Source organism: Sphingomonas sp. (genome assembly GCF_035714405.1).
GTDB lineage: Bacteria > Pseudomonadota > Alphaproteobacteria > Sphingomonadales > Sphingomonadaceae > Sphingomonas.
In genome coordinates this window covers 527470-551277 of sequence record NZ_DASTMA010000018.1, presented here as the reverse complement: position 1 = coordinate 551277, position 23808 = coordinate 527470, and the positions used below count along the sequence as shown (strand labels likewise).

General features: G+C 67.7%; 22 protein-coding genes. 17 read left to right on the top strand and 5 right to left on the bottom strand.

Features of this window, described 5'->3' with window-relative positions:
- Positions 1 to 27 precede the first annotated feature (27 nt).
- From VFQ64_RS09575 to VFQ64_RS09555, 5 genes are all read left to right on the top strand, one after another.
- Complete coding sequence (locus VFQ64_RS09575; protein WP_325103057.1) at positions 28 to 960, top strand: 4-(cytidine 5'-diphospho)-2-C-methyl-D-erythritol kinase; 933 nt, start codon at positions 28 to 30, stop codon at positions 958 to 960.
- A 123-nt stretch (positions 961 to 1083) separates the two neighbouring features.
- Positions 1084 to 2178: a recombinase RecA gene (gene recA, locus VFQ64_RS09570; RefSeq protein ID WP_325103056.1), complete on the top strand. Its 1095-nt coding sequence runs from the start codon at positions 1084 to 1086 to the stop codon at positions 2176 to 2178.
- Positions 2179 to 2363: 185 nt separating this feature from the next.
- A complete protein-coding gene (locus VFQ64_RS09565; protein WP_325103055.1) occupies positions 2364 to 3125 on the top strand; it encodes a hypothetical protein in 762 nt (253 codons plus the stop codon).
- Positions 3125 to 3475, top strand: a complete 351-nt coding sequence (locus tag VFQ64_RS09560; protein ID WP_325103054.1) for a hypothetical protein — start codon at positions 3125 to 3127, stop codon at positions 3473 to 3475. Before VFQ64_RS09565 ends, VFQ64_RS09560 begins: the two co-directional genes overlap by 1 nt.
- Positions 3475 to 4098 (top strand): glutathione S-transferase, encoded by a 624-nt coding sequence (locus VFQ64_RS09555; protein ID WP_325103053.1) that lies wholly within the window; start codon positions 3475 to 3477, stop codon positions 4096 to 4098. Before VFQ64_RS09560 ends, VFQ64_RS09555 begins: the two co-directional genes overlap by 1 nt.
- A 106-nt stretch (positions 4099 to 4204) precedes the next feature.
- Here VFQ64_RS09555 and VFQ64_RS09550 read toward each other — a convergent pair whose 3' ends face one another.
- Positions 4205 to 5536, bottom strand: coding sequence for a dicarboxylate/amino acid:cation symporter (locus tag VFQ64_RS09550; RefSeq protein WP_325103052.1), 1332 nt, complete (start codon positions 5534 to 5536; stop codon positions 4205 to 4207).
- Between the two features lie 73 nt (positions 5537 to 5609).
- Here VFQ64_RS09550 and VFQ64_RS09545 point away from each other — a divergent pair, with 73 nt between their 5' ends.
- Together VFQ64_RS09545 and alaS are read left to right on the top strand one after the other, a co-directional pair.
- On the top strand, positions 5610 to 6854 hold the full coding sequence (locus VFQ64_RS09545) for a Xaa-Pro peptidase family protein (protein ID WP_325103051.1): 1245 nt from the start codon (positions 5610 to 5612) through the stop codon (positions 6852 to 6854).
- A gap of 192 nt (positions 6855 to 7046) precedes the next feature.
- The gene (gene alaS / locus VFQ64_RS09540) at positions 7047 to 9692 is read left to right on the top strand and encodes an alanine--tRNA ligase (RefSeq protein ID WP_325103050.1); all 2646 of its coding nucleotides are present in this window, start codon (positions 7047 to 7049) and stop codon (positions 9690 to 9692) included.
- On the opposite strand, the gene VFQ64_RS09535 is transcribed toward alaS, so the two are convergent.
- From VFQ64_RS09535 to VFQ64_RS09520, 4 genes are all read right to left on the bottom strand, one after another.
- The gene (locus VFQ64_RS09535) at positions 9689 to 10240 is read right to left on the bottom strand and encodes a hypothetical protein (RefSeq protein WP_325103049.1); all 552 of its coding nucleotides are present in this window, start codon (positions 10238 to 10240) and stop codon (positions 9689 to 9691) included. The two genes, alaS and VFQ64_RS09535, sit on opposite strands and share 4 nt — an antisense overlap.
- A gap of 57 nt (positions 10241 to 10297) precedes the next feature.
- Entirely contained in the window at positions 10298 to 12061 is a 1764-nt protein-coding gene (locus VFQ64_RS09530) for a cation:proton antiporter (protein ID WP_325103048.1), read from the bottom strand.
- Positions 12062 to 12133: 72 nt separating this feature from the next.
- A complete protein-coding gene (locus tag VFQ64_RS09525) occupies positions 12134 to 12601 on the bottom strand; it encodes a hypothetical protein (protein ID WP_325103047.1) in 468 nt (155 codons plus the stop codon).
- 76 nt (positions 12602 to 12677) lie between these two features.
- Positions 12678 to 13898, bottom strand: a complete 1221-nt coding sequence (locus VFQ64_RS09520) for an NADP-dependent isocitrate dehydrogenase (protein WP_325103046.1) — start codon at positions 13896 to 13898, stop codon at positions 12678 to 12680.
- Positions 13899 to 14142: 244 nt separating this feature from the next.
- On the opposite strand from VFQ64_RS09520, the gene VFQ64_RS09515 reads away from it, so the two are divergent.
- The 10 genes from VFQ64_RS09515 (at position 14143) to rseP (ending at position 23787) form a co-directional block, all read left to right on the top strand.
- Positions 14143 to 14880 carry a phosphatidylserine decarboxylase gene (locus VFQ64_RS09515; RefSeq protein ID WP_325103045.1) on the top strand — a complete coding sequence of 246 codons (738 nt, stop codon included), beginning with the start codon at positions 14143 to 14145 and terminating at the stop codon, positions 14878 to 14880.
- A 133-nt stretch (positions 14881 to 15013) separates the two neighbouring features.
- Positions 15014 to 15820, top strand: coding sequence for a CDP-diacylglycerol--serine O-phosphatidyltransferase (gene pssA, locus VFQ64_RS09510; protein ID WP_325103044.1), 807 nt, complete (start codon positions 15014 to 15016; stop codon positions 15818 to 15820).
- Positions 15821 to 16305: 485 nt separating this feature from the next.
- Positions 16306 to 17151, top strand: coding sequence for a 30S ribosomal protein S2 (gene rpsB / locus VFQ64_RS09505; RefSeq protein ID WP_325103043.1), 846 nt, complete (start codon positions 16306 to 16308; stop codon positions 17149 to 17151).
- A 156-nt stretch (positions 17152 to 17307) separates the two neighbouring features.
- Positions 17308 to 18267, top strand: a complete 960-nt coding sequence (tsf, locus tag VFQ64_RS09500; protein ID WP_325103042.1) for a translation elongation factor Ts — start codon at positions 17308 to 17310, stop codon at positions 18265 to 18267.
- A 298-nt stretch (positions 18268 to 18565) separates the two neighbouring features.
- Entirely contained in the window at positions 18566 to 19291 is a 726-nt protein-coding gene (gene pyrH / locus VFQ64_RS09495) for a UMP kinase (RefSeq protein ID WP_325103041.1), read from the top strand.
- Positions 19292 to 19293: 2 nt separating this feature from the next.
- Positions 19294 to 19851, top strand: coding sequence for a ribosome recycling factor (frr, locus tag VFQ64_RS09490; RefSeq protein WP_325103040.1), 558 nt, complete (start codon positions 19294 to 19296; stop codon positions 19849 to 19851).
- A 186-nt stretch (positions 19852 to 20037) separates the two neighbouring features.
- The gene (uppS, locus tag VFQ64_RS09485; protein WP_325103435.1) at positions 20038 to 20691 is read left to right on the top strand and encodes a polyprenyl diphosphate synthase; all 654 of its coding nucleotides are present in this window, start codon (positions 20038 to 20040) and stop codon (positions 20689 to 20691) included.
- On the top strand, positions 20688 to 21506 hold the full coding sequence (locus VFQ64_RS09480; protein ID WP_325103039.1) for a phosphatidate cytidylyltransferase: 819 nt from the start codon (positions 20688 to 20690) through the stop codon (positions 21504 to 21506). The genes uppS and VFQ64_RS09480 overlap by 4 nt, the downstream gene beginning before the upstream one ends.
- Positions 21503 to 22657 (top strand): 1-deoxy-D-xylulose-5-phosphate reductoisomerase, encoded by a 1155-nt coding sequence (gene dxr / locus VFQ64_RS09475; RefSeq protein WP_325103038.1) that lies wholly within the window; start codon positions 21503 to 21505, stop codon positions 22655 to 22657. Before VFQ64_RS09480 ends, dxr begins: the two co-directional genes overlap by 4 nt.
- Positions 22654 to 23787, top strand: coding sequence for an RIP metalloprotease RseP (rseP, locus tag VFQ64_RS09470; protein WP_325103037.1), 1134 nt, complete (start codon positions 22654 to 22656; stop codon positions 23785 to 23787). Before dxr ends, rseP begins: the two co-directional genes overlap by 4 nt.
- Positions 23788 to 23808 lie beyond the last annotated feature (21 nt).

The following is a 23808-nucleotide window of genomic DNA, read 5'->3' as shown; positions in this document are numbered from 1 at the left end:
CCCTTGAGCTCGGAGCAGGAGACGGCGATGATCGTCGAACCGGCCCCCGCCAAGATCAACCTGGCGCTGCACATCCGCCGCAAACGGACGGATGGCTACCACGACCTCGAAACGCTGTTCGCCTTTGCCCGGGACGGCGACGTGGTCACGGTAAACGCGGCGGAGCGGGACGTGTTCACCGTCACCGGGCCTTTCGCAGCTGCCTTGTCCGTGATTTCTTCCCCGGCGGAGGCCGGGGCCCAGCAGCCGCCAAGCCGGTTTGAGAGGGCTGAACCCGCCCATCCGAGTGCTCGAAACCCGGCCACGGCCTTCGCCGGGGAAGATGACAATCTCGTCACCCGGGCGGCCTCCGCCTTCCGCGCTGCCTTTGCTATTGACCAGCGCTACGCCATCGAGCTCGACAAGCGCCTTCCCGTCGCGTCCGGCATCGGTGGCGGTTCCGCCGACGCCGCCGCGACGCTGCGCGCGTTGGCCAAGCTCAACGCGGTTGATCCACAGCATCCGCATCTCTTCACCATCGCCGCCGCGCTAGGCGCGGACGTCCCCGCCTGCCTCCTCGGCCGCCCCGCGCTCGGCACCGGAAGGGGTGATCGCCTCGATTCGCTGCCCCTGTTCGGCGATCTGCCGCTGCTGCTCGTCAACCCGCGTGTCGGCCTCGCCACCGCACCGATGTTCGCCGGCTGGGATGGCATCGATCGCGGGCCGATTTCGACCGGAGGCACCGTGCTGGAGAGGGCAGGGCAGGCCGGCAACGACTTCACCGCCTCCGCTACCCGGGCCGCGCCGCCGGTTGGAAAGGTTCTGGCGATGTTGTCGGAGGCGCAGGGTAGCAGCTTGGTCCGGATGTCGGGCTCCGGCGCGACCTGCTTCGCCCTTTTCGAAGACGAAGCGTCTCGCGACCAGGCGGCCACGGCGGCAGGCCAACGCGGCTGGTGGACCATGGCGACCGTTCTTGTCTAATCGCAACCACCGACCCCGGCAAAATAACTGATGTTCCGCTCTTGTTCCGTAGGAACGGATGGAGTACATGGTGGTTCCCGCGTTGAACCCATCACGCGCATGCTTTAGCAACGGGAGCTCCCGATGGCCGCCAATCTGAAAGTGATCGACTCCGGCATGGCAACTGCAAAAGAGGCTCCTGCGGCCGCAAGCTCGGACCGGCAGAAGGCGTTGGACGCCGCGCTGGCGCAGATCGATCGCGCTTTCGGCAAGGGCTCGGCGATGAAGCTCGGCTCCAAGCAGTCGATGGAGGTCGAGACGATCTCCACCGGCTCGCTCGGACTCGATATTGCGCTCGGCGTCGGCGGACTGCCGCGCGGGCGCGTGATCGAGGTCTATGGGCCTGAATCGTCGGGCAAGACGACGCTGGCGCTGCACGTCATCGCGGAGGCGCAGAAGGGTGGCGGCACCGCCGCCTTCGTCGACGCCGAGCACGCGCTCGATCCGGTCTATGCCAAGAAGCTGGGCGTCAACATCGACGAGCTGATCGTGTCGCAGCCCGATACCGGCGAGCAGGCGCTCGAGATCGTCGACACGCTGGTCCGCTCCAACGCGATCGACGTGCTGGTGGTCGACTCGGTCGCCGCACTAGTGCCGCGCGCGGAGATCGAGGGCGAGATGGGCGACAGCCATGTCGGCCTGCAGGCGCGGCTGATGTCGCAGTCGCTGCGGAAGCTCACCGGCTCGATCAGTCGTTCGCGTTGCATGGTGATCTTCATCAACCAGCTGCGCATGAAGATCGGCGTCATGTACGGCAATCCGGAGACGACGACGGGCGGCAACGCGCTGAAATTCTATGCCAGCGTGCGCCTCGACATCCGCCGCACCGGCGCGATCAAGGACCGCGAGGAGGTGACCGGCAACGCCACGCGCGTGAAGGTGGTCAAGAACAAGGTCGCGCCGCCATTCAAGCAGGTCGAGTTCGACATCATGTATGGCGAGGGCATCTCCAAGATCGGCGAGATCCTCGATCTCGGCGTCAAGGCGGGACTGGTCGAGAAGTCGGGCGCCTGGTTCTCGTACGACTCGGTCCGCATCGGGCAGGGGCGTGAGAACTCAAAGACCTTCCTGCGCGAGCACCCGGACATGGCCGACCGCCTGGAAAAGGCGATCCGCGCGCGCACCGACAAGGTCGCCGACGAGCTGATGGTTGGGCCGGACGCGGACGACGATATCTGACCTTCCGGTCACGACGATACGACGTAGGGCTCGCCAAGGATGGCGGGCCCTTTTCGTTGGGCGCTGGCGGGCCGTTGACCCAGGCTCAGTTTGCGACGGGTCGGCGTTCACCGGATTGAGGTCACAGGGCACCGGGCTGGTTGTTTCCCAGCGTTCGAGTTAGTCCCGTCGCGAAGGAGAAGACGATGGCCAGCGCCGTTCCGCGCTCTGACGCGGACTATCTCTACAGTCCCGCGGTTCGTGCCACGTCCAGCGCAACCTATGCGGTCGGCGCGACCCAGACATGGGACGCGTTCATGCGGCAGAGCTACGAACACGCTAACGACGTCATCCAAGCGCAGGCGCGCGCGCTGATCCAACGCGGCAACGTCAGCCCGGCCGAGGCCCGGCTGCTGGTGGAGGGTCAGCGCAACGCGCTCGTGATGCAGATGCGCAACCGGCTCAGCCCATGGGGCCGGCTCTATTCGGAGCTGCTCAAGCCAACTTCCACCCTGCCGACCCTCGAACAGCTCGTCGCCCGCAAGGGCAGTATCGAAGCCGTGCTGGCGAGCGTCGGGCGCAGCAGGAGCTCGGTCAACGGCTTCGCCGCAACCATGCGCGTCGCGGGCCCGGCGGGGATCGTCATCCAGATCGGCCTGTCGGCAGTCATCATCGCCCGCGCGGCGCCCGAGGACCGCAACCGCGTCGCGTCCGGTCAGGCGGGTGCGTTGGCGGGCGGTGTGCTCGGGGGCGCAGGGGGCGCATGGGCCGGCTGCGCGGGGCTGTCGCTGCTGGTCTCGCCCTCGCTGGTCCTGCCGGTGGTCGGCGAGATCACCACCGGCGGCGCGTGCCTGATCGGCGGCATCGCCGGCGCGGCGGGCGCTGGTTGGCTGGGTGCGCTGCTCGGCCAACAGGCGGGCACCGCGACCTATGACTTCGTGACCAGCTTCCGCTGGACGCGGGGCTGATGGGGATCGTCGATCGGATCAACGACGCCGTGCTGCGCCGTATCCGCCCGGCGCGGGTGGGGGACGATGCCGCCGAACTGGCGGGAGTGGTCGAGCACATCGAGGAACTGGTCGCGACCAGGCAGGAACAACTGGTCGGCGACACCATGGCGCTGATAGCGTCCCTCGACGACGGCAGGGTGTTGCGGACCGACGAGGAAAGCCCCGGCTGGACAGACCTGCTCGCCGCCCTCGACCGCAGCGGTCGCACGTCGCTCACCTCGACCCAGTGGCAGCTCCGCCTGGTCGGAGCGGACGCGCCCTCTACCTTGACGCTGATTCCCGAACCTCCATCACGAACGGACCACTGATGATTACCGTCCACCACCTCGAGAACTCGCGGTCGCAGCGTATCCTTTGGATGCTCGAGGAGCTTGAGCTGCCTTATGAGATCCGCCGCTACGAGCGGAACAAGAAGACGATGCTCGCCCCGCCCGAGCTGAAGGCCGTCCATCCGCTGGGCAAGTCGCCGGTCATCGAGGATGACGGCCGGGTCGTGGCGGAGACCGGCGCCATCGTCGAGTATCTGGTCGAAAAGGCCGACGGTCGCCTCGGCGCGCCGCCGCATCGGGACGCGGCGCTGCGCTATCGCTTCTGGCTACACTATGCCGAGGGCTCGCTCATGCCGCCCCTGCTCGTCAAGCTGGTGCTGACCCGCGTGCCGATCTTCGGCAAGCTGGCAATGAAGCGGATCCAGCCGATGATCGACGTCCATCTCGACTTCATAGAATCCGAACTGTCGCAGCGCCCCTGGTTTGCCGGCGACGCACTCACCGCCACCGACGTGATGATGAGCTTCCCGCTCGAAGCCGCGCGCAGCCGCGCGGGACTAGCCGAGAGCCGCCCGGCCACGATCGCCTGGCTCGACAAGGTCCACGCGCGCCCGGCGTACCAGGCCGCGCTCGCGAAGGGCGGACCTTACGCTTACGCGTGACCAGAAGTGAACAGTACAACCTCCGTTTGCCCTGAGCGAAGTCGAAGGGCCAAGCTCCAACCTTTGTAAAAGGTGCTTCGACTTCGCTCAGCACGAACGGGCAAGGCTAGGCCTGCCCCTTGGGCGACGCCTGCCCGAAATCGTGGAAGCTGTCGGGCTGCGGCTGCGGCATGTGCCCCGACGGTGCGCGCGGTGGTTCCTGATCGGGTGGCTCGGGCTTGTCGAGCTGCCCTTCCCACTTCGCCACCACCGCCGTCGCGACGGCGTTGCCGACGACGTTGGTGCCGGTTCGCCCCATGTCGAGGAACTGATCCACCGCCAGGATCAGCACCAGCCCCGCCTCGGGCAGCCCGAACTGCGCCATCGTGCCAGCGATCACCACCAGCGACGCGCGCGGCACGGCGGCCATGCCCTTCGACGTCAGCATCAGCGTCAGCAGCATCGTCACCTGCTGCCCGAAGGTCAGGTCGATGCCGGCGAGCTGCGCGATGAAGATCGACGCGAACGTCATGTACATCATCGAGCCGTCGAGATTGAACGAATAGCCCAGCGGCAGCACGAAGCTGGCGATCCGCGGCGGCACCCCGAACCGATCGAGCGCCTCCAGGGTGCGCGGATAAGCGGCCTCCGACGAGGCGGTGGAGAAAGCCAGCAGGATGGGATCGCGGATGTAGCGGATCAGGGTGCCGATCCGCGGCCCGATCACCAGGAAACCGGCAAAGATCAGCAGCAGCCACAGGATGCCAAGCCCCAGATAGAAGCTGCCGATGAACTTGCCGAAGGTGACCAGTACGCCCAGCCCGTTGGCCGCGATCGCCTTGGTCATCGCCGCGAACACCGCCAGCGGTGACACCCGCATGACATAGTTGGTGACGACCAGCATCACCTCGACGAGCGAGTCGATGCCGCGCACGATCGGCGCCGCCTTCTCGCCGATCGCGGTCAGCGCGACGCCGAAGAAGACGGAGAAGATGACGATCTGCAGCATCGTCGTGTTCGCCATCGCCTCGAAGATCGACTTCGGCACCATCTCGGTGAGCGTGGTGTACATGTCGACATGCTTGGTCTCGATGCCCGAGCTGCCCGTCGCGCTGGCGAGGTCGAGCCCGGCGCCGACGCCCGGTTGCAGCACGTTGACCAGCACCATGCCCAGCGTCAGCGACACCAGGGTCGCACCGATGAACCACCCCATCGTCTTGGCACCGACGCGGCCGAGCGACGCGGTGTCGCCCATGTGGACGATGCCCGCCACCAGCGTCGCGAACACCAGCGGCGCCACGATCATCTTGATCAGCCGCAGGAAGATGTCGGTGATCATCTTGAAGAACTTGTTCGCCTCGGCGATCGCCTCGGGCGTCATGGTCGTGTTCATGATCGTGCCGACGACGATGCCGAGCACCAGGCCGATCATGATGTAGAGGGTCAGCCGCTTGGCCATCGAAAACTCCGGTGCGTGTTCTGGGCAGGGAAGGGGATTGCGGCCGCGCGGTCAAGCGCCGTATCGTCCTGATATGACGCCGAACCGCCGCCAGCTCCTCGCCGCAGGCGCGTTCGCGCCCCTCCTCGCGTCCTCGGGCCTGCTCCGCGCCGCCGAGCCGGACCTGTCGGCGCTGCGACCATTGCCCAAGCGGCCGGCCATCACCGCGGCCGAGTACGCCCGCCGGATCGCGCGCGCGCAGGCGCTGATGCGGCAACACGGCATCGGCGCCGTTCTTGTCGAATCGGGCACGTCGCTCGCCTATTTCACCGGGGTGCGCTGGGGGCGCAGCGAGCGTCCGACCGCCGTCATCATCCCGGTCGAAGGCGAGCCCTGCATCGTCACGCCCTTTTTCGAGGAGCCCTCGGTCCGCGAAAGCCTCGCCGTCCCGGCCGAGGTCCGCGTCTGGCAGGAGGACCAGAGCCCGTACGCGGTGATGGGTGGCTTCCTGCGCGACCGGCGCCTCACCGGCCGCCCGATCGGCGTCGAGGAGACCACCCGATATTTCATCAGCGACGGCCTCGCGCAGGCGACCGGGCGCCCGATCGTGTCGGCCAACCCAATCGTGCGCGGCTGCCGGATGATCAAGTCACCCGCCGAGATCACGCTGATGCAGGCCGCGACCGAGACGACGATCGCCGCCTATCGCTGGACCTTCGCGCGCATCGAAGCCGGGATGACCGGCACCGAGATCGGCGCCCTGATGAACGCCGCCACCCGGGCGCTCGGCGGCAGCCCCGAGTTCGCGCTGGTGCTGATCGGCGAGGCGTCCGCGTACCCACATGGCACCAGGGCGGCCCACCGCGTCGCGCCGGGTCAGGTGGTGCTGATGGATTGCGGCTGCACCGTCGGCGGCTATCAGTCCGACGTCTCGCGCACCTTCGTGTTCGGCAGCGCCAGCAAGGAGCAACGCGCCGTCTGGGACCATGTCGCGCGCGGCCAGCAGATCGCGTTTGTAGCCGCGCAACTCGGCACCCCCGCCGGGGCGGTCGATGACACGGTACGCCGCTACTATACCGGCCTCGGCTACGGCCCCGACTACACGCTCCCCGGCCTGTCGCACCGCACCGGCCATGGCATCGGCATGGACGGCCACGAGCCAGTCAACCTCGTTCGCGGCGAAACGACACCGCTCGCGGTGGGCATGTGCTTCTCCGACGAGCCGGGCATCTACCTGCCCGGTCAGTTCGGGGTCCGGCTGGAGGATTGTTTCCACATGACGGCAAGCGGGCCGAAGTGGTTCAGCGAACCGCCCCGCTCCTTGGACGCGCCCGTGTAAGGCGGCACTGTCCTACACGCTTGCCCGCCGCTAGCCTGGCGGGATGATCCGCTACTACCCTCAGTCCATCATCCGCAGCGATACGCTCTACCGGACGCGTTTTCGCAGGCGACGTATCGCGCACTTCGTGAACTTCCGCGTCGCCGACTCGCGAAGCTTGAGGGGGGAGGCGCGCTCGCCTATCCGCCGACCATGACCTCCACCAACGACATCCGCCGCGGCTTCCTCGATTATTTCGGGTCGCAGGGTCACCAGATCGTGCCGTCCGCACCGCTGGTGCCGCAGAACGATCCGACGCTGATGTTCGTCAACGCGGGCATGGTGCCGTTCAAGAACGTTTTCACCGGCTTGGAGACGCGCCCCTACACCACCGCGACGAGCAGCCAGAAGTGCGTCCGCGCGGGCGGCAAGCACAACGACCTCGACAATGTCGGCTATACCGCGCGCCATCACACCTTTTTTGAAATGCTGGGCAATTTCTCGTTCGGCCAGTATTTCAAGGAACAGGCGATCACCCACGCCTGGACGCTGCTGACGCGCGACTGGGGCCTCCCCGCGGACAGGCTTACCGCCACGGTCTACCACACCGACGACGAGGCGTTCGACCTGTGGCGCAAGATCGCAGGGCTGCCCGAGCACCGCATCATCCGCATCCCGACCAAGGACAATTTCTGGGCGATGGGCGACAGCGGTCCCTGCGGGCCGTGTTCGGAAATCTTCTACGATCATGGCGATCATATCGCGGGCGGCCCTCCGGGATCGCCCGACGAGGATGGCGATCGCTTTGTCGAGATCTGGAACCTCGTCTTCATGCAGTATGAGCAGGAAGCCAACGAGATCGTCTCGGACCTTCCCAAGCCCTCGATCGACACCGGCATGGGGCTGGAGCGGATCGCCGCCGTGATGCAGGGCGTCCACGACAATTACGACACCGACACGTTCAAGGCGCTGATCGCCGCGTCCGGCGAGCTGACCCGCACCGCCACCACCGGCAACACGCAGGCGTCGCACCGCGTCATCGCCGACCATCTGCGCACCTCGGGCTTCCTCGTCGCCGACGGTGTGCTGCCGGCGAACGAGGGCCGCGGCTATGTGCTCCGCCGCATCATGCGCCGGGCGATGCGCCATGCCCACCTGCTGGGCGCGGCCGAGCCGCTGATGCACCGTCTGGTGCCTTCGCTGATCGCCGAGATGGGTGCTGCCTATCCCGAGCTGGTCCGCGCGCAGCCGTTGATCGAGGCCACGCTCAGGCAGGAGGAAACGCGCTTCCGCCAAACGCTCGATCGCGGGCTGAAGCTGCTCGACGAGGCGACCACTGGGCTTACCGCGGGCGGTACGCTCGCGGGCGAGACCGCGTTCAAGCTCTACGACACCTACGGCTTCCCGCTCGACCTGACGGAGGACGCGTTGCGGGCGCAGGGGTTCGCGGTCGACCGCGCCGGCTTCGACACCGCGATGACCGAACAGAAGCGTGCCGCGCGCGCCGCCTGGAAGGGCTCGGGGGCGAAGGCGTCCGACGAGCTATGGTTCGACCTGGCCGACGAGGTCGGCGCGACCGAGTTCACCGGCTATGCGGCGGAGGAAGGTGAGGGAGTCGTGGTCGCGCTGCTCAAGGACGGCCAGCGGGTCGAGCGCGCGGGCGTGGGCGAGGCGGTCGAGCTTATCGTCAACCAGACTCCCTTCTATGCGGAGAGCGGCGGCCAGGTCGGCGACGCGGGCGTGGCGACCACCGACAAGGGCCTGCGCGCGACCGTCACCGACACGCACAAGCACCTCAACCGCGTCTGGGCGCACCAGCTGTCGATCACCGCGGGCGAAATCGCGGTCGGCGACGCGGTCCACCTGAATGTCGATCATGCTCGCCGCGCCGCGATCCGGGCAAATCATTCCGCCACCCATCTGCTGCACGCGGCGCTACGCGAGCGGCTGGGGACGCATGTCGCGCAGAAGGGCTCGCTGGTCGCGCCCGAGCGGCTGCGCTTCGACGTCTCGCACCCGAGCGCGATGACCCCGGCCGATCTCGCCCAGGTCGAAACCGACGTGAACGCGCAAGTGCGCGCCAACACGCCCGTGAGTACGCGGCTGATGACCCCGGACGAGGCGATCGCCGAGGGCGCGATGGCGCTCTTCGGCGAGAAATATGGCGACGAGGTCCGCGTCGTCTCGATGGGCACGGATGGCGGCCGCTACTCGGTCGAGCTGTGCGGCGGCACCCATGTGCAGGCGCTGGGCGACATCGGCCTGTTCAAGGTGGTGGGCGAGGGCGCCGTCTCCTCCGGCGTGCGCCGGGTCGAGGCACTCACCGGCGAGGCGGCGCGCGCCTACCTCACCGCGCGTGACGACAAGCTGCGCGAGGCTGCGGCCGCGCTCAAGGCGACACCCGACGAGGTGCCCGCCCGCGTCGTGTCGCTGCTGGAGGACCGCCGCCGCTTGGAACGCGAACTAGCCGACGCGAAAAAGGCGCTCGCACTCGGCGGTGGCGCCAGGGCGGATGCACCCGGCCTCGAGCAGGTCGGCGGGGTCGGCTTCATCGGTCAGGTGCTCGACGGCTTCGAGGCCAAGGGTCTGCGCGGCGCGGTGGACGATGCCAAGCAGCGGCTCGGTTCCGGCGTCGCGGTGATGGTCGCGGTCAATGACGGCCGCGCCTCGGTCGCAATCGGCGTCAGCGAGGATCTGCTCGCGACCCACAACGCCGTCGACCTGCTTCGCCGCGCCGTCGCCGTGCTGGGCGGGCAGGGCGGCGGCGGCCGTCCCGATATGGCGCAAGGTGGCGGACCCGACGGCGGCAGGGCGGCGGAAGCGGTCGCGGCGGTCCGAGCAGCAATCGCGGAGGGCTAGAATTCCAGGTCGGAGCGACCCGCCGCCAGAGCCGCGATCTCGCCGTCGAGATTGCGCGAAAGGTCTGACGCCTGCGCCATGGTGAGCGCCGGGACGATCGCGGCGCACAACTGCCGCAGCACGGCCATCCGACCCTGCCGGTAAGCGGCATCCGGCACATGCGCATACTCGGCGCGGATGCCCCGGGCGTAAAAGGCGTACAACCGCGCACTCGGCGTCCACAGCACGGCGAGGTCGGCCATCAGCAGCGTCCGCGTGACCGGATCCGTGTCCAGCGCGTGGCGCTTGGTAGCGAGGATCAGCGCCGCCACGACCTCCGCCTCCTCGCCTGCCAACCATTGGTGCGCCACCCGTGCCGAGGCCTCCTCATTGTCGCTGCGCGTCGAGTCATAGACAATGTCGTGGAACAGCGTCGCCAGCACCAGCCTACGCTTGGCCGCCTCATTATGCCCGCTCCGGCTCACCGCCCGGAGCATCAGCGCATGATGCACCAGCCCGTGCCAGTGGCGACTGGACGATGCGAGCTCATCCAGGATGAACGATCGCATCGCCGGCCGTGCCTGCACCCGGTCCAAAAAAGGGTCGGAAGAACCGCTCGCCCGCCATCATCCCACCTGCTCGCTGCGGCCGCGCACCCGCCGGATCCGCGGCTCGCGGTCCAGGTCGGCCTCGTGGCGGATGAGGTTGCGCAGCTGCTCGCGCTTGTCATGGATCGACGCGATCACCGGCCCCATGGCGATGCCGAGATCGACCAGCACCGCTTCCGACAGCTGCAGCGAGCTTTCCAGTGTCTCCGGTACCGCGTCGGTCACACCCGCCTTGTAGAGCTCGGCGGCGTGGCGACCATCGCGGGCACGGGCAATGATGGTCTGTTCCGGATCGACCGCGCGCACCCGCTGCACCAGCTTCACGCTCAATGCTGGATCGTCCATCGTCAGCACCAGCGCATCCGCGCGGGTCAGCGCCAGCCGCTCCACCAGTTCCGCGCGGACAACGTCGCCGAACAGCACGGGAAACCCGTCGCGTCGCCCCGCCGCCACGCAGTCGGGGTCGGCGTCGATCGCGACGAAACGCTGGTCATGCGCCTGCAGCATCTCCGCCACCAGCCGCCCGACTCGCCCGAAGCCGATGATGACCGTCCCCGGCCCCAGCTCCTCGACGTGCAGCTCGGGCACGATATCACCGTCCAGACGGCGCGCGAAGGCTTGCGCGATTCGCGCTAGCAGCGGGGTGACCGTCATCCCCAGCGCGGTCGCGGTCTGCCAGAAAGCGGCGTCCGCGGGGCTGACCAGCGCCGCGCCAACGGCCACGCCTAGCACGATCAGTGTCGTCTCGCCGGGGCTGCCGAGCAGCGACCCTGCCTCCGCCGCCGCGCTCCACCGAGTACCGCTCCAGCGCAGCAGCCCTGCGGTAAGCGTCGCTTTCGCCGCCACGATCGCCACCAACGCCGCCAACAGCGCCGACCAGTTGGCGAGCACCATCCTGATGTCGAGGCTCATGCCGACGGTGATCAGGAAGACGCCGAGCGCCAGCCCCTGAAAGGGGCGGACGATGACCTCCACCTCATCGTGATAGGCGGTCTCGGCGATCAGCAGGCCGGCAAGCAGCGCGCCGACGATCGGCGACAGGCCTGCCGCCGCGGTAGCCAGGCTCGCGACGATGGCGACGAGCAGCGACGCGGCCAGGAACAGCTCAGGGCTTTTGGTCCGCGCGGCTTGCGCGAACAGCTTGGGCAGGATGGCGCGGCCGCCCAGGTACATCACGACTACGGTGATGATCCCGATCAGCGCGGTATGCAGCAGGTTGCCCTCGCCGCCGCCGCCGCCGATCGCGCCAAGCACGAACACGATCGGCACCAGCGCCAGATCCTGGAACAGCAGCACGGGAAAAGCGGCCCGACCGAGCGGGCTGGTGGTGCCGGTGATCGGCAGCACCAGCGCGGTGGACGACAGCGCGAGCGCGAGCGCCAGGGCCAGCGCGCCGGGCCAACCGGTGCCGCCCATCCTTAACGCCAGCACGATCACGGCGGCGGAGAGCAGCAATTGCGCGGCGCCGATGCCGAATACCTGCGTGCGCATCGCCCACAACCGGCGGAACGACAGCTCCAGCCCGATCGAGAACAGCAATAGGACGATGCCGATCTCCGCCACCGGCTGGATCGCGGCGGGATTGGTGATCGTGATGTGGTAGAGCCAGGGGAAGCGGGCGACGAGACCGCCTAGTCCCGCCGGACCGACCAGGATGCCGACTAGGATGAAACCGATGACCGGACTGATCCGGATGCGGGCGAAAGCGGGGATGACGAGCCCCGCCGCGCCCAGGATCACCAGAGCATCGCTGATGCCGTCGCCGCTGAGTTCCCCCGCCATCCTCGACTGCTAGGGCGAGCGGGGGTGACCTGTCACCCCCGCTCACGAAACTCAGGGCCGGACCGCGTCAGCTCAGCGCTTCTTGGTTGCCTTCGTTGTCGCCTTGGTCGCAGCCGCCTGACTCGTCGCCTGAGCCTGTGCAATCGCGGAGTCGAGCTGTTCGGCGGTCAAACCGATCACCGGTCCCTTCAGGCCCGGCCCAACTCCCGCGGCGGGCAAGCGCACCTCGCCCCGAGTCGTCGTCAGCGTGATGAACTGAGGGTCCATCGCCTTGATCGTACCGACAGGTGTGCCGGCGGATCCGTAGACGGTCGCGCCGACGGTCGGCGGGATGGGCACCGGTGTCGCAGTGGTGGCCGGCGCCCCGGTGTCCGCGGGGGTCGCGGCGTCGGCAGGTGCGACCGGCGTCGCGGTGATAGCCGGCGTTGGGGTGGCTTGTGGCGCCGGCACGGTTTGCGCGGGCGCCGTCGTGTTGGTCTGCCCAAGTGCCGGGACGGCAAGGGCAAGGGCGCCGCCGGTCAGCAGGGAAACGAACCGCATGTGCATACTCCATGGTTGTTCACCCGAAACAACCGGGAGCGGCCGTAGGCGTTCCCGCCACGGCTCGTTTCGCCGCTCAGGCCCAGCCGCTCATCTCCTTTTCCAGGTTCAGGCGCACCGCCTCGAAGAACTGCTCGGTGGTCATCCATGGCTGGTCGGGGCCGATCAGAATGGCGAGATCCTTGGTCATCGCGCCCTGCTCGACCGTCTCGACACAGACGCGCTCCAGCGTCTCGGCAAAGCGCGTCACGTCGGGCGTGCCGTCGAACTTGCCGCGATATTTGAGCCCGCCGGTCCAGGCGAAGATCGACGCGATCGGGTTCGTCGAAGTCGCCTTGCCTTGCTGGTGCTGGCGATAATGGCGGGTGACGGTGCCGTGGGCGGCCTCCGCCTCGATCGTCTTGCCGTCGGGCGTCATCAGCACCGAGGTCATCAGCCCGAGCGAGCCGAAGCCCTGCGCGACCTGGTCGGACTGCACGTCGCCGTCATAGTTCTTGCAGGCCCAGACGAACTCGCCGCTCCACTTGAGCGCGCTGGCGACCATGTCGTCGATCAGGCGGTGTTCGTAGACGATCTTCGCGGCCTTGAAGTCGGCCGCGAACTCGCTCTCGAACACCTCGGCGAAGATGTCCTTGAAGCGACCGTCATAAGCCTTGAGGATCGTGTTCTTGGTCGACAGGTACACCGGCCAGCGGCGGCCCAGGCCATAGTTGAGCGATGCGCGCGCGAAGTCGCGGATCGAATCATCGAGATTGTACATCCCCATCGCGACGCCGGACGACGGAAACTGGAACACCTCCTCCTCGATCGTCTCGCCATTCTCGCCTTCCCACTTCATGGTCAGCTTGCCGGGGCCCGGAACCCGGAAGTCGGTCGCCTTGTACTGATCGCCGAACGCGTGGCGGCCCACCACGATGGGGTGCGTCCAGCCGGGGATCAGGCGCGGCACGTTGCGGATCACGATCGGCTCGCGAAAGACGACCCCGCCCAGGATGTTGCGGATGGTGCCGTTGGGCGACTTCCACATCTTCTTGAGCTTGAACTCTTCGACCCGCTGTTCGTCGGGAGTGATGGTCGCGCACTTCACGCCGACGCCGTATTTCTGGATGGCGCGCGCGCTCTCCACCGTCACCTTGTCGTCGGTGGCGTCGCGATGCTCGACGCCGAGATCGTAATAGTCGAGGTCGATTGCCAGATAAGGCTTGATCAGGCGCTCGCGGATCCATTCCCAAATGATCCGCGTCATCTCGTCGCCGTCGATCTCGACAACGGGCGTCTTCACCTGAATCTTGGCCATATCCGGTTCCTTGGGAGAAGGGGGTTGCGGGGCGTCTAGGGGGAGGGGGGAGGTCGATCAAGCTCGGGCGGGCGGCGAAAGGTCACACTAAAGTCACACCACCCGCCTCCGATCTGCACCCCACAGTTCGCGCTCGCGCGCCGGCGGAGGACGGAGTGGGAGCCATGTCCAGCCCTTGGCACGGACGGGCGGCTGTAGGACAGCGCGTTTGCGCTGGCGGGCGGCGGCGGGTATCGACGGCCGAATGGCCTCTCTCGAAAAGCCGCCCCACACCCCGTTGCCGACCACGACCGTCAAGTGGCGCTTCCCGTCCGTCCATCAGGAGGGATATAAATACGTCGCGATCTCCGCCGGGCTGACGCTGCTGCTGACGATCGTCTGGAACGTGCTGTTCTGGCCGATGGTCGGGCTGACGATCTGGGTCGCCGCCTTCTTCCGCGATCCGATCCGGACCACGCCGCAGGGGCAGGGCCTGATCGTCGCGCCGGCCGATGGGCTTATCACCATGATCGAAACCGTGCCGGTGCCGCGCGAGCTCGACGGTCCCAACGGGCTGAGCGCGGGGCCGCGGGTGCGGGTGTCCATCTTCATGTCGGTGTTCGATGTCCACATCAACCGGACGCCGATCTCGGGCACCGTCCGCCAGGTCGTCTATGTCGCGGGCAAGTTCCTCAACGCCGATCTCGACAAGGCGTCGGAGGAGAATGAGCGGCAGTATTTCGTCGTCGAGGGCCATGACGGCACCCGCGTCGGCTTCACCCAGATCGCCGGGCTGGTGGCGCGCCGTATCCTCGGCTTCGTCAAGGCCGGCGACATCGTCGCGGCCGGGCAGCGCATCGGGCTGATCCGCTTCGGCAGCCGGGTCGACGTGTTCCTGCCGCCCGATTGCGTGTGTCAGGTGGCGCTCGGCCAGCGCAGTATCGCGGGCGAGACGGTGCTGGGCCGCGTCGGTGGTCAGCCGGTGACGGGCGTGGCGCAGTGAGGAGCCTCGGAGCCGTCCCCCTCCCGCTTGCGGGAGAGGCTAGGGGAGAGGGTGTTACCCTGCCGATCGGACAACCCCTCCCGCAAGCGGGAGGAGAGATCAGGTGGCCCCTCCCGCGAGCGGGAGGGAAGCTTTGAGCGTTCGCGTATCGGTCCGCGAACGCCGCCCGCGCGGCATTCCGCTGCGCGCCGTCGTTCCCAACGCCATTACCGCGCTGGCGCTGTGCTCCGGGCTGTCGGGTGTGCGCTTCGCCATCGCGGGCGAGTGGGAGCGGGCGGTGGCGATGATCGTGCTGGCCGGTGTCCTCGACGGGCTCGACGGCCGCGTCGCGCGGATGCTTAAGGGCGAGAGCCGATTCGGCGCCGAGCTCGACTCGTTGGCCGATGCGATCTCGTTCGGCGTCTCGCCGGCGCTGGTCCTGTACCTGTGGTCGCTGACGACCTTTCCGCAGCTCGGCTGGATCGCGGCGCTGATGCTGGCGGTGTTCTGTGCGCTCCGGCTCGCGCGGTTCAACGCGCAGATCGAAGCCAACGACCAACCCCGCAAAGCCGCCGGCTATTTCACCGGCGTACCTGCCCCCGCCGGCGCCGGCCTCGCCATGCTGCCGCTGATCGCATGGCTATGGAGCGGCGAACCCATCTTGCGTAACCACTGGCTGGTCGCACCCTGGGTCGCGCTCGTGGCGACACTGATGGTGTCGAGCCTTGCGACCTATAGCTGGAAGTCGTTCCGCCTGCGCCGCCACATGCGTTTCGAGGCAATCGCCGGCGCGGTGGTGCTGGCAGCGGCACTTGTGACCGCCCCGTGGCAGACGCTGACGGTCGTCAGCGTCCTTTATCTGTTGGCCATCCCGTTCAGCATGGCCGGCTACGCCCGGATCAGGCGGCAGCGCGCAGCCGAGATGACACCACGCCCGTCGGAACCGACGCCCACCGCCTAACGGCAATGCGACGCTCGGCACACGCCAGTCGCTCTAGCGGCTGGAAGGGCTGTTCGACATGCCCACCGGCGAGCCGGGCAATCCGGCGCCATTGCGGCGCCACAGACAGCCAGATCGCCGCCACAGCCAGCGCCATCGCGCCCATGAAAATCATCGTGCCGATCACTGCAAACATGTCCGCCTCCCAGTCGCGAACGAACCTCGGTCAAGTCCGTTAACCGTCAAGTTATCCACAGGTTCCGACCAGCTGTGGAAAAAGCACCAGTTTAGAGCCATCTATACCAATGTCGTTCCGCAGCGACCATTGTGTGCCTGCTACACACACTATATGTTCCGGCAATGTTCCCGCTGTCAAGCGGTTGATTTGCGCGTCCGCTTCAACTAAGCGGCGCCCCTCAACCCCGCATGGGAAGCAACATAGCCCGGTGCCCGCGTCCGCGTGGGTCATCCGCTTCCCAGAGGCTTAACCGGAAGGATCTATCCCTATGGCGGCTCCAGTCGTCACCATGCAGCAGCTCATCGAGACGGGCGCGCACTTCGGCCACCAGACACATCGCTGGAACCCGAAGATGAAGCCCTACATCTTCGGCGACCGTAACGGCGTCCACATCCTCGACCTCTCGCAGACCGTGCCGCTGTTCGCCCGCGCGCTCGAGTTCGTCAGCGCCAGTGTCGCCGGCGGCGGCAAGGTGCTGTTCGTCGGCACCAAGCGCCAGGCGCAGGACGCGGTGCGCGACGCCGCGCAGCGTTCCGGGCAGCATTTCGTGAATCACCGCTGGCTGGGCGGGATGCTCACCAACTGGAAGACGATCAGCAACTCGATCCGGCGGATGAAGACGCTGGAGGAGCAGCTGTCTGGTGACACCGCCGGCCTGACCAAGAAGGAAGTGCTGCAGCTCACCCGCGAGAAGGACAAGCTGGAGATGTCGCTGGGCGGCATTCGCGACATGGGCGGCGTACCCGAGGTGATGTTCGTGATCGACGCGAACAAGGAGGAGCTGGCGATCAAGGAGGCCAACACGCTCGGCATCCCGGTCGTCGCGATCCTCGATTCGAACGTCTCGCCCGACGGTATCGCCTTTCCGGTGCCGGCCAATGACGACGCCAGCCGTGCCATCCGCCTGTATTGCGAGGCGATCGCCATCGCCGCGACGCGCGGCGGCCAGCAGGGTCAGGCTGCGCGCGGCCACGACATCGGCGCGATGGACGAGCCCCCGGCGGAAGAGGCGCTGAGCGCGCCGGCGGCCGAAGCGGCGCCGGAGCTGGGCACCGACCCCACTCCGGTCGAGGCCGCGGTGGCCGCCGAGGAGGGCGCGCGGGCCAACGCCTGACGTCGTCGGGCCGTCGTCGGACTGAGCTACCCAACTCTCGTTCGTGCTGCGCGAAGTCGAAGCACATGCCCCCTTCGTCTGCCTCCAAGGCAGGCGCTCAGGACAGGCTTCGACTTCGCTCTGGGCGAACGGACGTTTTGCATGAGGAATATTGAGATGGCCGACATCACGGCTTCGATGGTCAAGGACCTGCGCGAAAAGAGCGGCGCGGGCATGATGGATTGCAAAAAGGCGCTGAGCGAGACGTCGGGCGACATGGACGCCGCGATGGACTGGCTGCGCACCAAGGGCCTGGCGGCCGCGCAGAAGAAGTCGTCGCGCACCGCTGCGGAAGGGCTGGTCGGCGTCGCCGTGTCCGGCACCCGGGGTGCGGCGGTCGAGGTCAATTCCGAGACCGACTTTGTCGCCAAGAACCAGCAGTTCCAGGATTTCGTCCGCGAGGTCACCCAGATTGCGCTGGCGACCGGTGATGAGCTGGAGGCGATCAAGGCCGCTGCGATGCCGTCGGGCACCAGCGTCGCGGACGTGCTGACCAACAACATCGCCACCATCGGCGAGAACCAGTCGCTCCGCCGTGCCAGGCGGCTGGAGGTGTCGCAGGGCGCCGTCGTCAGCTATGTCCACAACCAGCAGTCGCCGGGTTTGGGCAAGATCGGTGTGCTGGTCGCTCTCGAGTCCGAGGCGCCGGAGGCGGCGCTACAGGACCTGGGCAAGCAGCTGGCGATGCACATCGCCGCGGCCTTCCCCAAGGCGCTGAACGAGGCCGACCTGGACGAGGCCGAGATCGAGCGCGAGCGCGCGATCGCGACCGAGAAGGCGGCCGATAGCGGCAAGCCGGCCGACATCATCGCGAAGATGGTCGAGGGCGGGATCGCCAAGTACCGCAAGGAGCATGCGCTGGTCTCCCAGCTGTTCGTGATGGACGGCAAGACCAAGATCTCCGACGTGGTCGCCAAGGCGGGCAAGGATGCGGGGCATACCATCGTGCTCAAGGACTATGTCCGCTTCCAGCTCGGCGAAGGCATCGAGCGCGAGACCAGTGACTTCGCCGCCGAGGTCGCCGCCGCGAGCGGCGTTCCCCAGAAGCCCACCGATGGCGACAAGCCGACGGCGTGAGGGTGCGTAGCAGATAGCAGGTAGCAGGTAGCAGGTAGCAGGTAGCAGGTAGCAGGTAGCAGGAGCTCCGCCCCAAGCATCTTCCCCGGCGAAGGCCGGGGTCCAGCTTCGGGCTGCTCAGTAGGGGCGTCGGCCTCTCCAACTGAGCTCATGGCAACTGGGCCCCGGCCTTCGCCGGGGAAGATGCGCTAAGGCTGGGCATCTGGCTACCTGCACTCTGCTACCAGCCACCTCATCCCATCTTCTTTCCGTGCAGACGGTTGCCCCTGCTCCCTTCCCCGCGTAACCCGCTCCCCCGATGACCGCCCCTCGTTTCCGCCGCATCCTGCTGAAGCTCTCCGGCGAAGTCCTGATGGGGGACGGCAGGCTGGCGATCGACCCCGACGTCACCGCGCGGGTGGCACAGGAGATCGCCGACGTCCGCGCGCAAGGCTATCAGCTCTGCATCGTCGTCGGCGGCGGCAACATCTTCCGCGGACTGTCCGCGGCGGCCAAGGGCATCGAGCGCGCGACCGCCGATTACATGGGCATGCTCGCCACCGTCATGAACGCGTTGGCGGTACAGAACGCGCTCGAACAGGTCGGGGTCGACACTCGTGTCCAGTCCGCCATCCCGATGCAGTCGGTGTGCGAACCCTTTATCCGCCGGCGCGCCGAGCGGCACCTGGAAAAGGGCAGGGTGGTGATCTTCGCCGCCGGTGTCGGCTCGCCCTTTTTCACCACCGACAGCGGCGCTGCGCTGCGCGCGGCGGAGATGAAGTGCGACGCGCTGTTCAAGGGCACCAGCGTCGACGGCGTCTACGATGCCGATCCCAAGCAGGTGCCGTCCGCCAAGCGCTACCACACCGTCAGCTACGACACGGTGCTGTCGAACAACCTCAAGGTCATGGACGCAAGCGCGGTCGCGCTGTGCCGTGACAACAACATCCCGATCGTCGTCTTCAACATCCGCGAACACGGCAATTTCGCCGCCGTGCTCAGTGGGCAGGGCATATCGACGGTCGTGCAAAGCCAGGAGCGATAACGATGCCGGCCTATGACAAATCGGATCTGGAGCGCCGCATGACCGGCGCGGTCGAGGCGCTGAAGCACGACCTTGGCGGTCTGCGCACCGGCCGCGCGTCGACCACCTTGCTCGATCCGGTGATGGTCGAGGTCTATGGCAGCCACATGCCGTTGAATCAGGTCGCGACCGTGTCGGTGCCCGAGCCGCGCATGCTGTCGGTGCAGGTCTGGGACAAGTCGAACGTCGGCCCAGTCGAAAAGGCGATCCGCTCGGCAGGGCTCGGGCTCAATCCGATCAACGACGGCAACAACCTGCGTCTGCCGATCCCCGACTTGACCGAAGAGCGCCGCAAGGAGCTGGCGAAGCTGGCGGGTTCCTATGCGGAAAAGGCGAAGATCGCTGCGCGCAATGTGCGGCGCGACGGCATGGACAGCCTCAAAGTGGACGAGAAGAAGAACGTCTTCGGCGAGGACGAGCGCAAGCGCCATGAGGCGGAGCTGCAGAAGCTGACCGACAAGACGATCGGCGAGATCGACGCGGCGGCGAGCGCGAAAGAGAAAGAGATACTGGGCAAGTGAGGGGAGGGTGCGCCCTGCTGTCCCCCTCCCGCTTGCGGGAGCGGCTAGGGGAGGGGATGTCTCGTCCCCATTGCGGCAGACATGCCCTGCCCCAACCCCTCCCGCAAGCGGGAGGGGAGTAGCTTGGCGACCGCCATCGCGCCACAGCCCGCGGCGGCCGCGATCCCGCGCCATGTCGCCATCATCATGGACGGCAATGGCCGCTGGGCGAAGCGGCGGCACCTGCCGCGCCTGGCTGGACACAAGGCCGGGGTGGAGGCGGTGCGCCGCGTCTCGCGCGCGGCGCGGACGATGGGGATCGAGGCGCTGACGCTGTATGCTTTCTCGTCGGAGAACTGGCGGCGCCCTGAGGCCGAGATCAGCGACCTGATGGGGCTGCTGCGCCTCTTCATCCGTTCCGACCTGGACGAGATGGTGCGGGAGAATGTGCGGCTGAAGGTGCTGGGCGATTATCGCCGCTTCGCAGCCGACCTTACCGCGATGATCGACGATGCGGTGCAGCGGACCGCCGGCAACACTGGCCCAATCCTCGCCATCGCGCTCAACTATGGCGCGCAGGCCGAGCTCGCGGCGGCGGCGCGACGTCTCGCGGCCAAGCTTTTGCCCGAAGAGATCGACGAGGCGGCGATCGAGGCGGAGCTGGAGACGCGCGACCTGCCGCCGCTCGACCTGCTGATCCGCTCGTCGGGTGAGCAGCGGCTCAGCAACTTCCTCCTGTGGCAGGCCGCCTATGCGGAGCTGCTCTTCGTCGACACTCTGTGGCCCGATTTCGGCGGTGACGAGTTGGCGCACGCGGTCGCGGCGTTTGGGCAGCGGCAGCGCCGCTACGGCGGCCTGTGACCGCTAGCACGCGGTCGGACCTGCCGGTGCGCGCCGCAGTCGGCGCGGGCCTGATGGCGGTGGCGGTGGCGGCGCTGTACCTTGGCGGCTTCTTTTTCTGGCTGGTCGTCACCGTCGCCGCCCTGCTGATGATCGCCGAATGGGGCGACCTCCACAAGGCGGCACCCAAAGCCAAGCGGCTGGCGCAGTTCGCGCTGTTCGTGCCGCTGGTGACGATGGCGCCGGCCTGGATCCTGGGCGAGACTCGCGATTTCTTCACGCTCGGCCTGCTCGCCGGTGCCGCGTTTTTCGTCGTGATCGTCACCCGCAGGCCCGAGCTGGCGCTGGGCGTGCTCTACGTCGGCATTCCGGTACTCGGGCTGATCGTGATCCGCCGCCAGATCGGTGACGACGGCCTGATCTGGACCTTCTGGGCGCTGGCGCTGGTATGGGCGACCGACATCGGCGCCTATTTCGCCGGGCGCGCGATCGGCGGACCCAAGCTTTGGCCCTCGATCAGCCCCAACAAGACCTGGGCAGGACTGATCGGCGGTGTGATTGCCGCCAGTGTGCTCGCCGCGATCCTGCACACCGCCGCCGGGCTGCCGCTGCGCCTGACGCTCGCGACACCGATGCTGGCGGTGCTGGCGCAGGGCGGCGATCTTTACGAGAGCTGGTTGAAGCGGCGGGCAGGGGTCAAGGATTCGGGTACGCTGCTACCCGGCCATGGCGGCGTGCTCGACCGGCTCGACGGGGTCGTACCCGTCGCCCCGATTGCCGCGCTGCTCGTCGTGCTGCCGACGGCGATCCGATACCTGCACGTCCAGTTCGGATGAGAAGCGTCACCATTCTAGGCGCGACCGGCTCGGTCGGCACCTCGACGCTCGACCTGGTGGAACGCGCGCCCGACCAGTTCCGCGTCCGCGCGCTCACGGCCAACTGCGATGTCGCGGGTCTGGCTGCGGCGGCGATCCGTACCCGCGCCGAGCTCGCGGTGGTCGCCGACGAGAGCTGCCTGCCCGCGCTGCGCGAGGCCCTACGCGGGACAAACATCGGTGCTGCGGGCGGGCGGCAGGCGGTGATCGACGCGGCAGCCGGCGCCGCATGGACGATGGCGGCGATCGTCGGCTGCGCCGGGCTAGAGCCGGTGATGGCCGCGATCGCCGCCGGCGGCACGGTGGTGCTCGCCAACAAGGAGCCGCTGGTCTCCGCCGGCGAACTGGTGCTCGCCGCCGCCGCCGCGTCGGGCGCGACGCTGTTGCCGGCGGACAGCGAACACAACGCGATCTTCCAGTGCCTCGACCGCGACCGCCCCGAGCGCGTCCGCCGCATCGTCCTGACCGGCAGCGGCGGCCCCTTTCGCGACTGGTCGACCGAGGCGATGCGCGCCGTCACGCCCGCTCAAGCGCTCGCCCACCCCAATTGGACCATGGGCGCCAAGATCTCGATCGACAGCGCCACCATGTTCAATAAGGGGCTGGAGCTGATCGAGGCGGCGCGGCTGTTCCCGATCGCACCCGATCGCATCGAGATCGTCATCCACAAACAGTCGGTCGTCCATTCGATGGTCGAATATGTCGACGGGTCGATGCTGGCGCAGCTCGGGCCATCCGACATGCGCGTGCCGATTGCGCACACGCTCGCCTGGCCCGACCGGCTGGCGACGCCGCTGCCGCCGCTCGACCTGATCGCGCTCCGCCGTCTCGACTTCGAAGCACCCGACCCGGGGCGTTTCCCCGCACTCAGGCTGGCGCGCGCGGCGCTCGACGCCGGCGGCGCCCGCCCGGCGATCCTCAACGCCGCCAACGAGGTCGCGGTGGCGGCGTTCCTGGCGGGCTGGATCGGCTTCCTTGATATCGCCGCAATCGTCGCCGATATCCTGGAGCGTTACGATCCGCCGGCGCCCCGGACGCTCGATGCCGTGCTGGCGGTCGACGCGGAGGCGCGAAGACTGGCGGAAGAACGCCTCAAGGATTGCATGGCTTGATCGAGTCTCCCGGCTTTCTCCTCACCATCGTCGCGTTCCTGGCGGTGATCGGGCCGCTCGTGTTTGTGCATGAGATGGGTCATTATTGGGCTGCCCGACTGTTCGGTGTGAAGATCGACGCCTTCTCGATCGGCATGGGCCGCGAGGTCGCAGGCTGGAGCGACCGGCACGGCACGCGGTGGAAGCTCGGCTGGCTGCCGATCGGCGGCTATGTCCGCTTCGCCGGCGACATGAATGCGGTCAGCCAGCCCAGCGCCGAGTGGCTGGCGCTCCCGGCCGTCGAGCGGCAGCGGACGTTCCAGGCCAAGCCGGTGTGGCAGCGGGCGATCATCGTCGCCGCCGGGCCGGTCGTGAATCTCGTCCTCGCCATCCTGATCCTTGCCGGTTTCGCGCTCGCCTATGGCGACAGCCGCACGCCGGCGACCGTAGGCGCGCTGCAGCCGAACAGCGCCGCCCAGGCGGCGGGCCTGCAGCCGGGCGACCGCATCGTCGCGATCAACGGCCGCGAGGTGGCGGTGTTCGGTGACCTTGCCCGCTACGTCCAGATCCGCCCCGGCGAGCAGGTCCGCATCGACCTTATCCGCAACGGTGCGGCCCGCGCGCTCCCCGCCACCATCGGCACCGACGAGCAGGTCGACCGCTTCGGCAATCGCTTCCAGGTCGGCCTGCTCGGGATCGCCCCGGTCAGGCCGACGGTCGAACCGGTCGGCCTGCTCGAGGCGCCCGTCGTCGCGGTCCGCCGCACCGGTGAGATCGTGCGGATGATGGTCGACACGCTGGGCCAGATCATCACCGGCCGCCGCTCGCTCAAGGACATGGGCGGGCCGCTGCGTATCGCCAAGACCTCGGGCGAGCAGATGTCGCTGGGCCTCGACGCCTTCGTCGCGCTGATCGCGCTGGTGTCCATCAATCTCGGGTTCATCAACCTGCTGCCAGTCCCGATGCTGGATGGTGGTCACCTGATGTTCTACGCAATCGAGGCGGTGCAACGGAAACCGGTGGGCGCGCAGGTGCAGGAATGGGCCTATCGCGGCGGGTTGATGGCGCTGCTCGCGCTGATGCTGCTGGTGACGGTCAACGACCTTGGATCATTGGGTTTGTGGCAGCGGCTGGGCGGGCTGTTCGGCTAGGCCTTCGGGTTGATCGCCAAG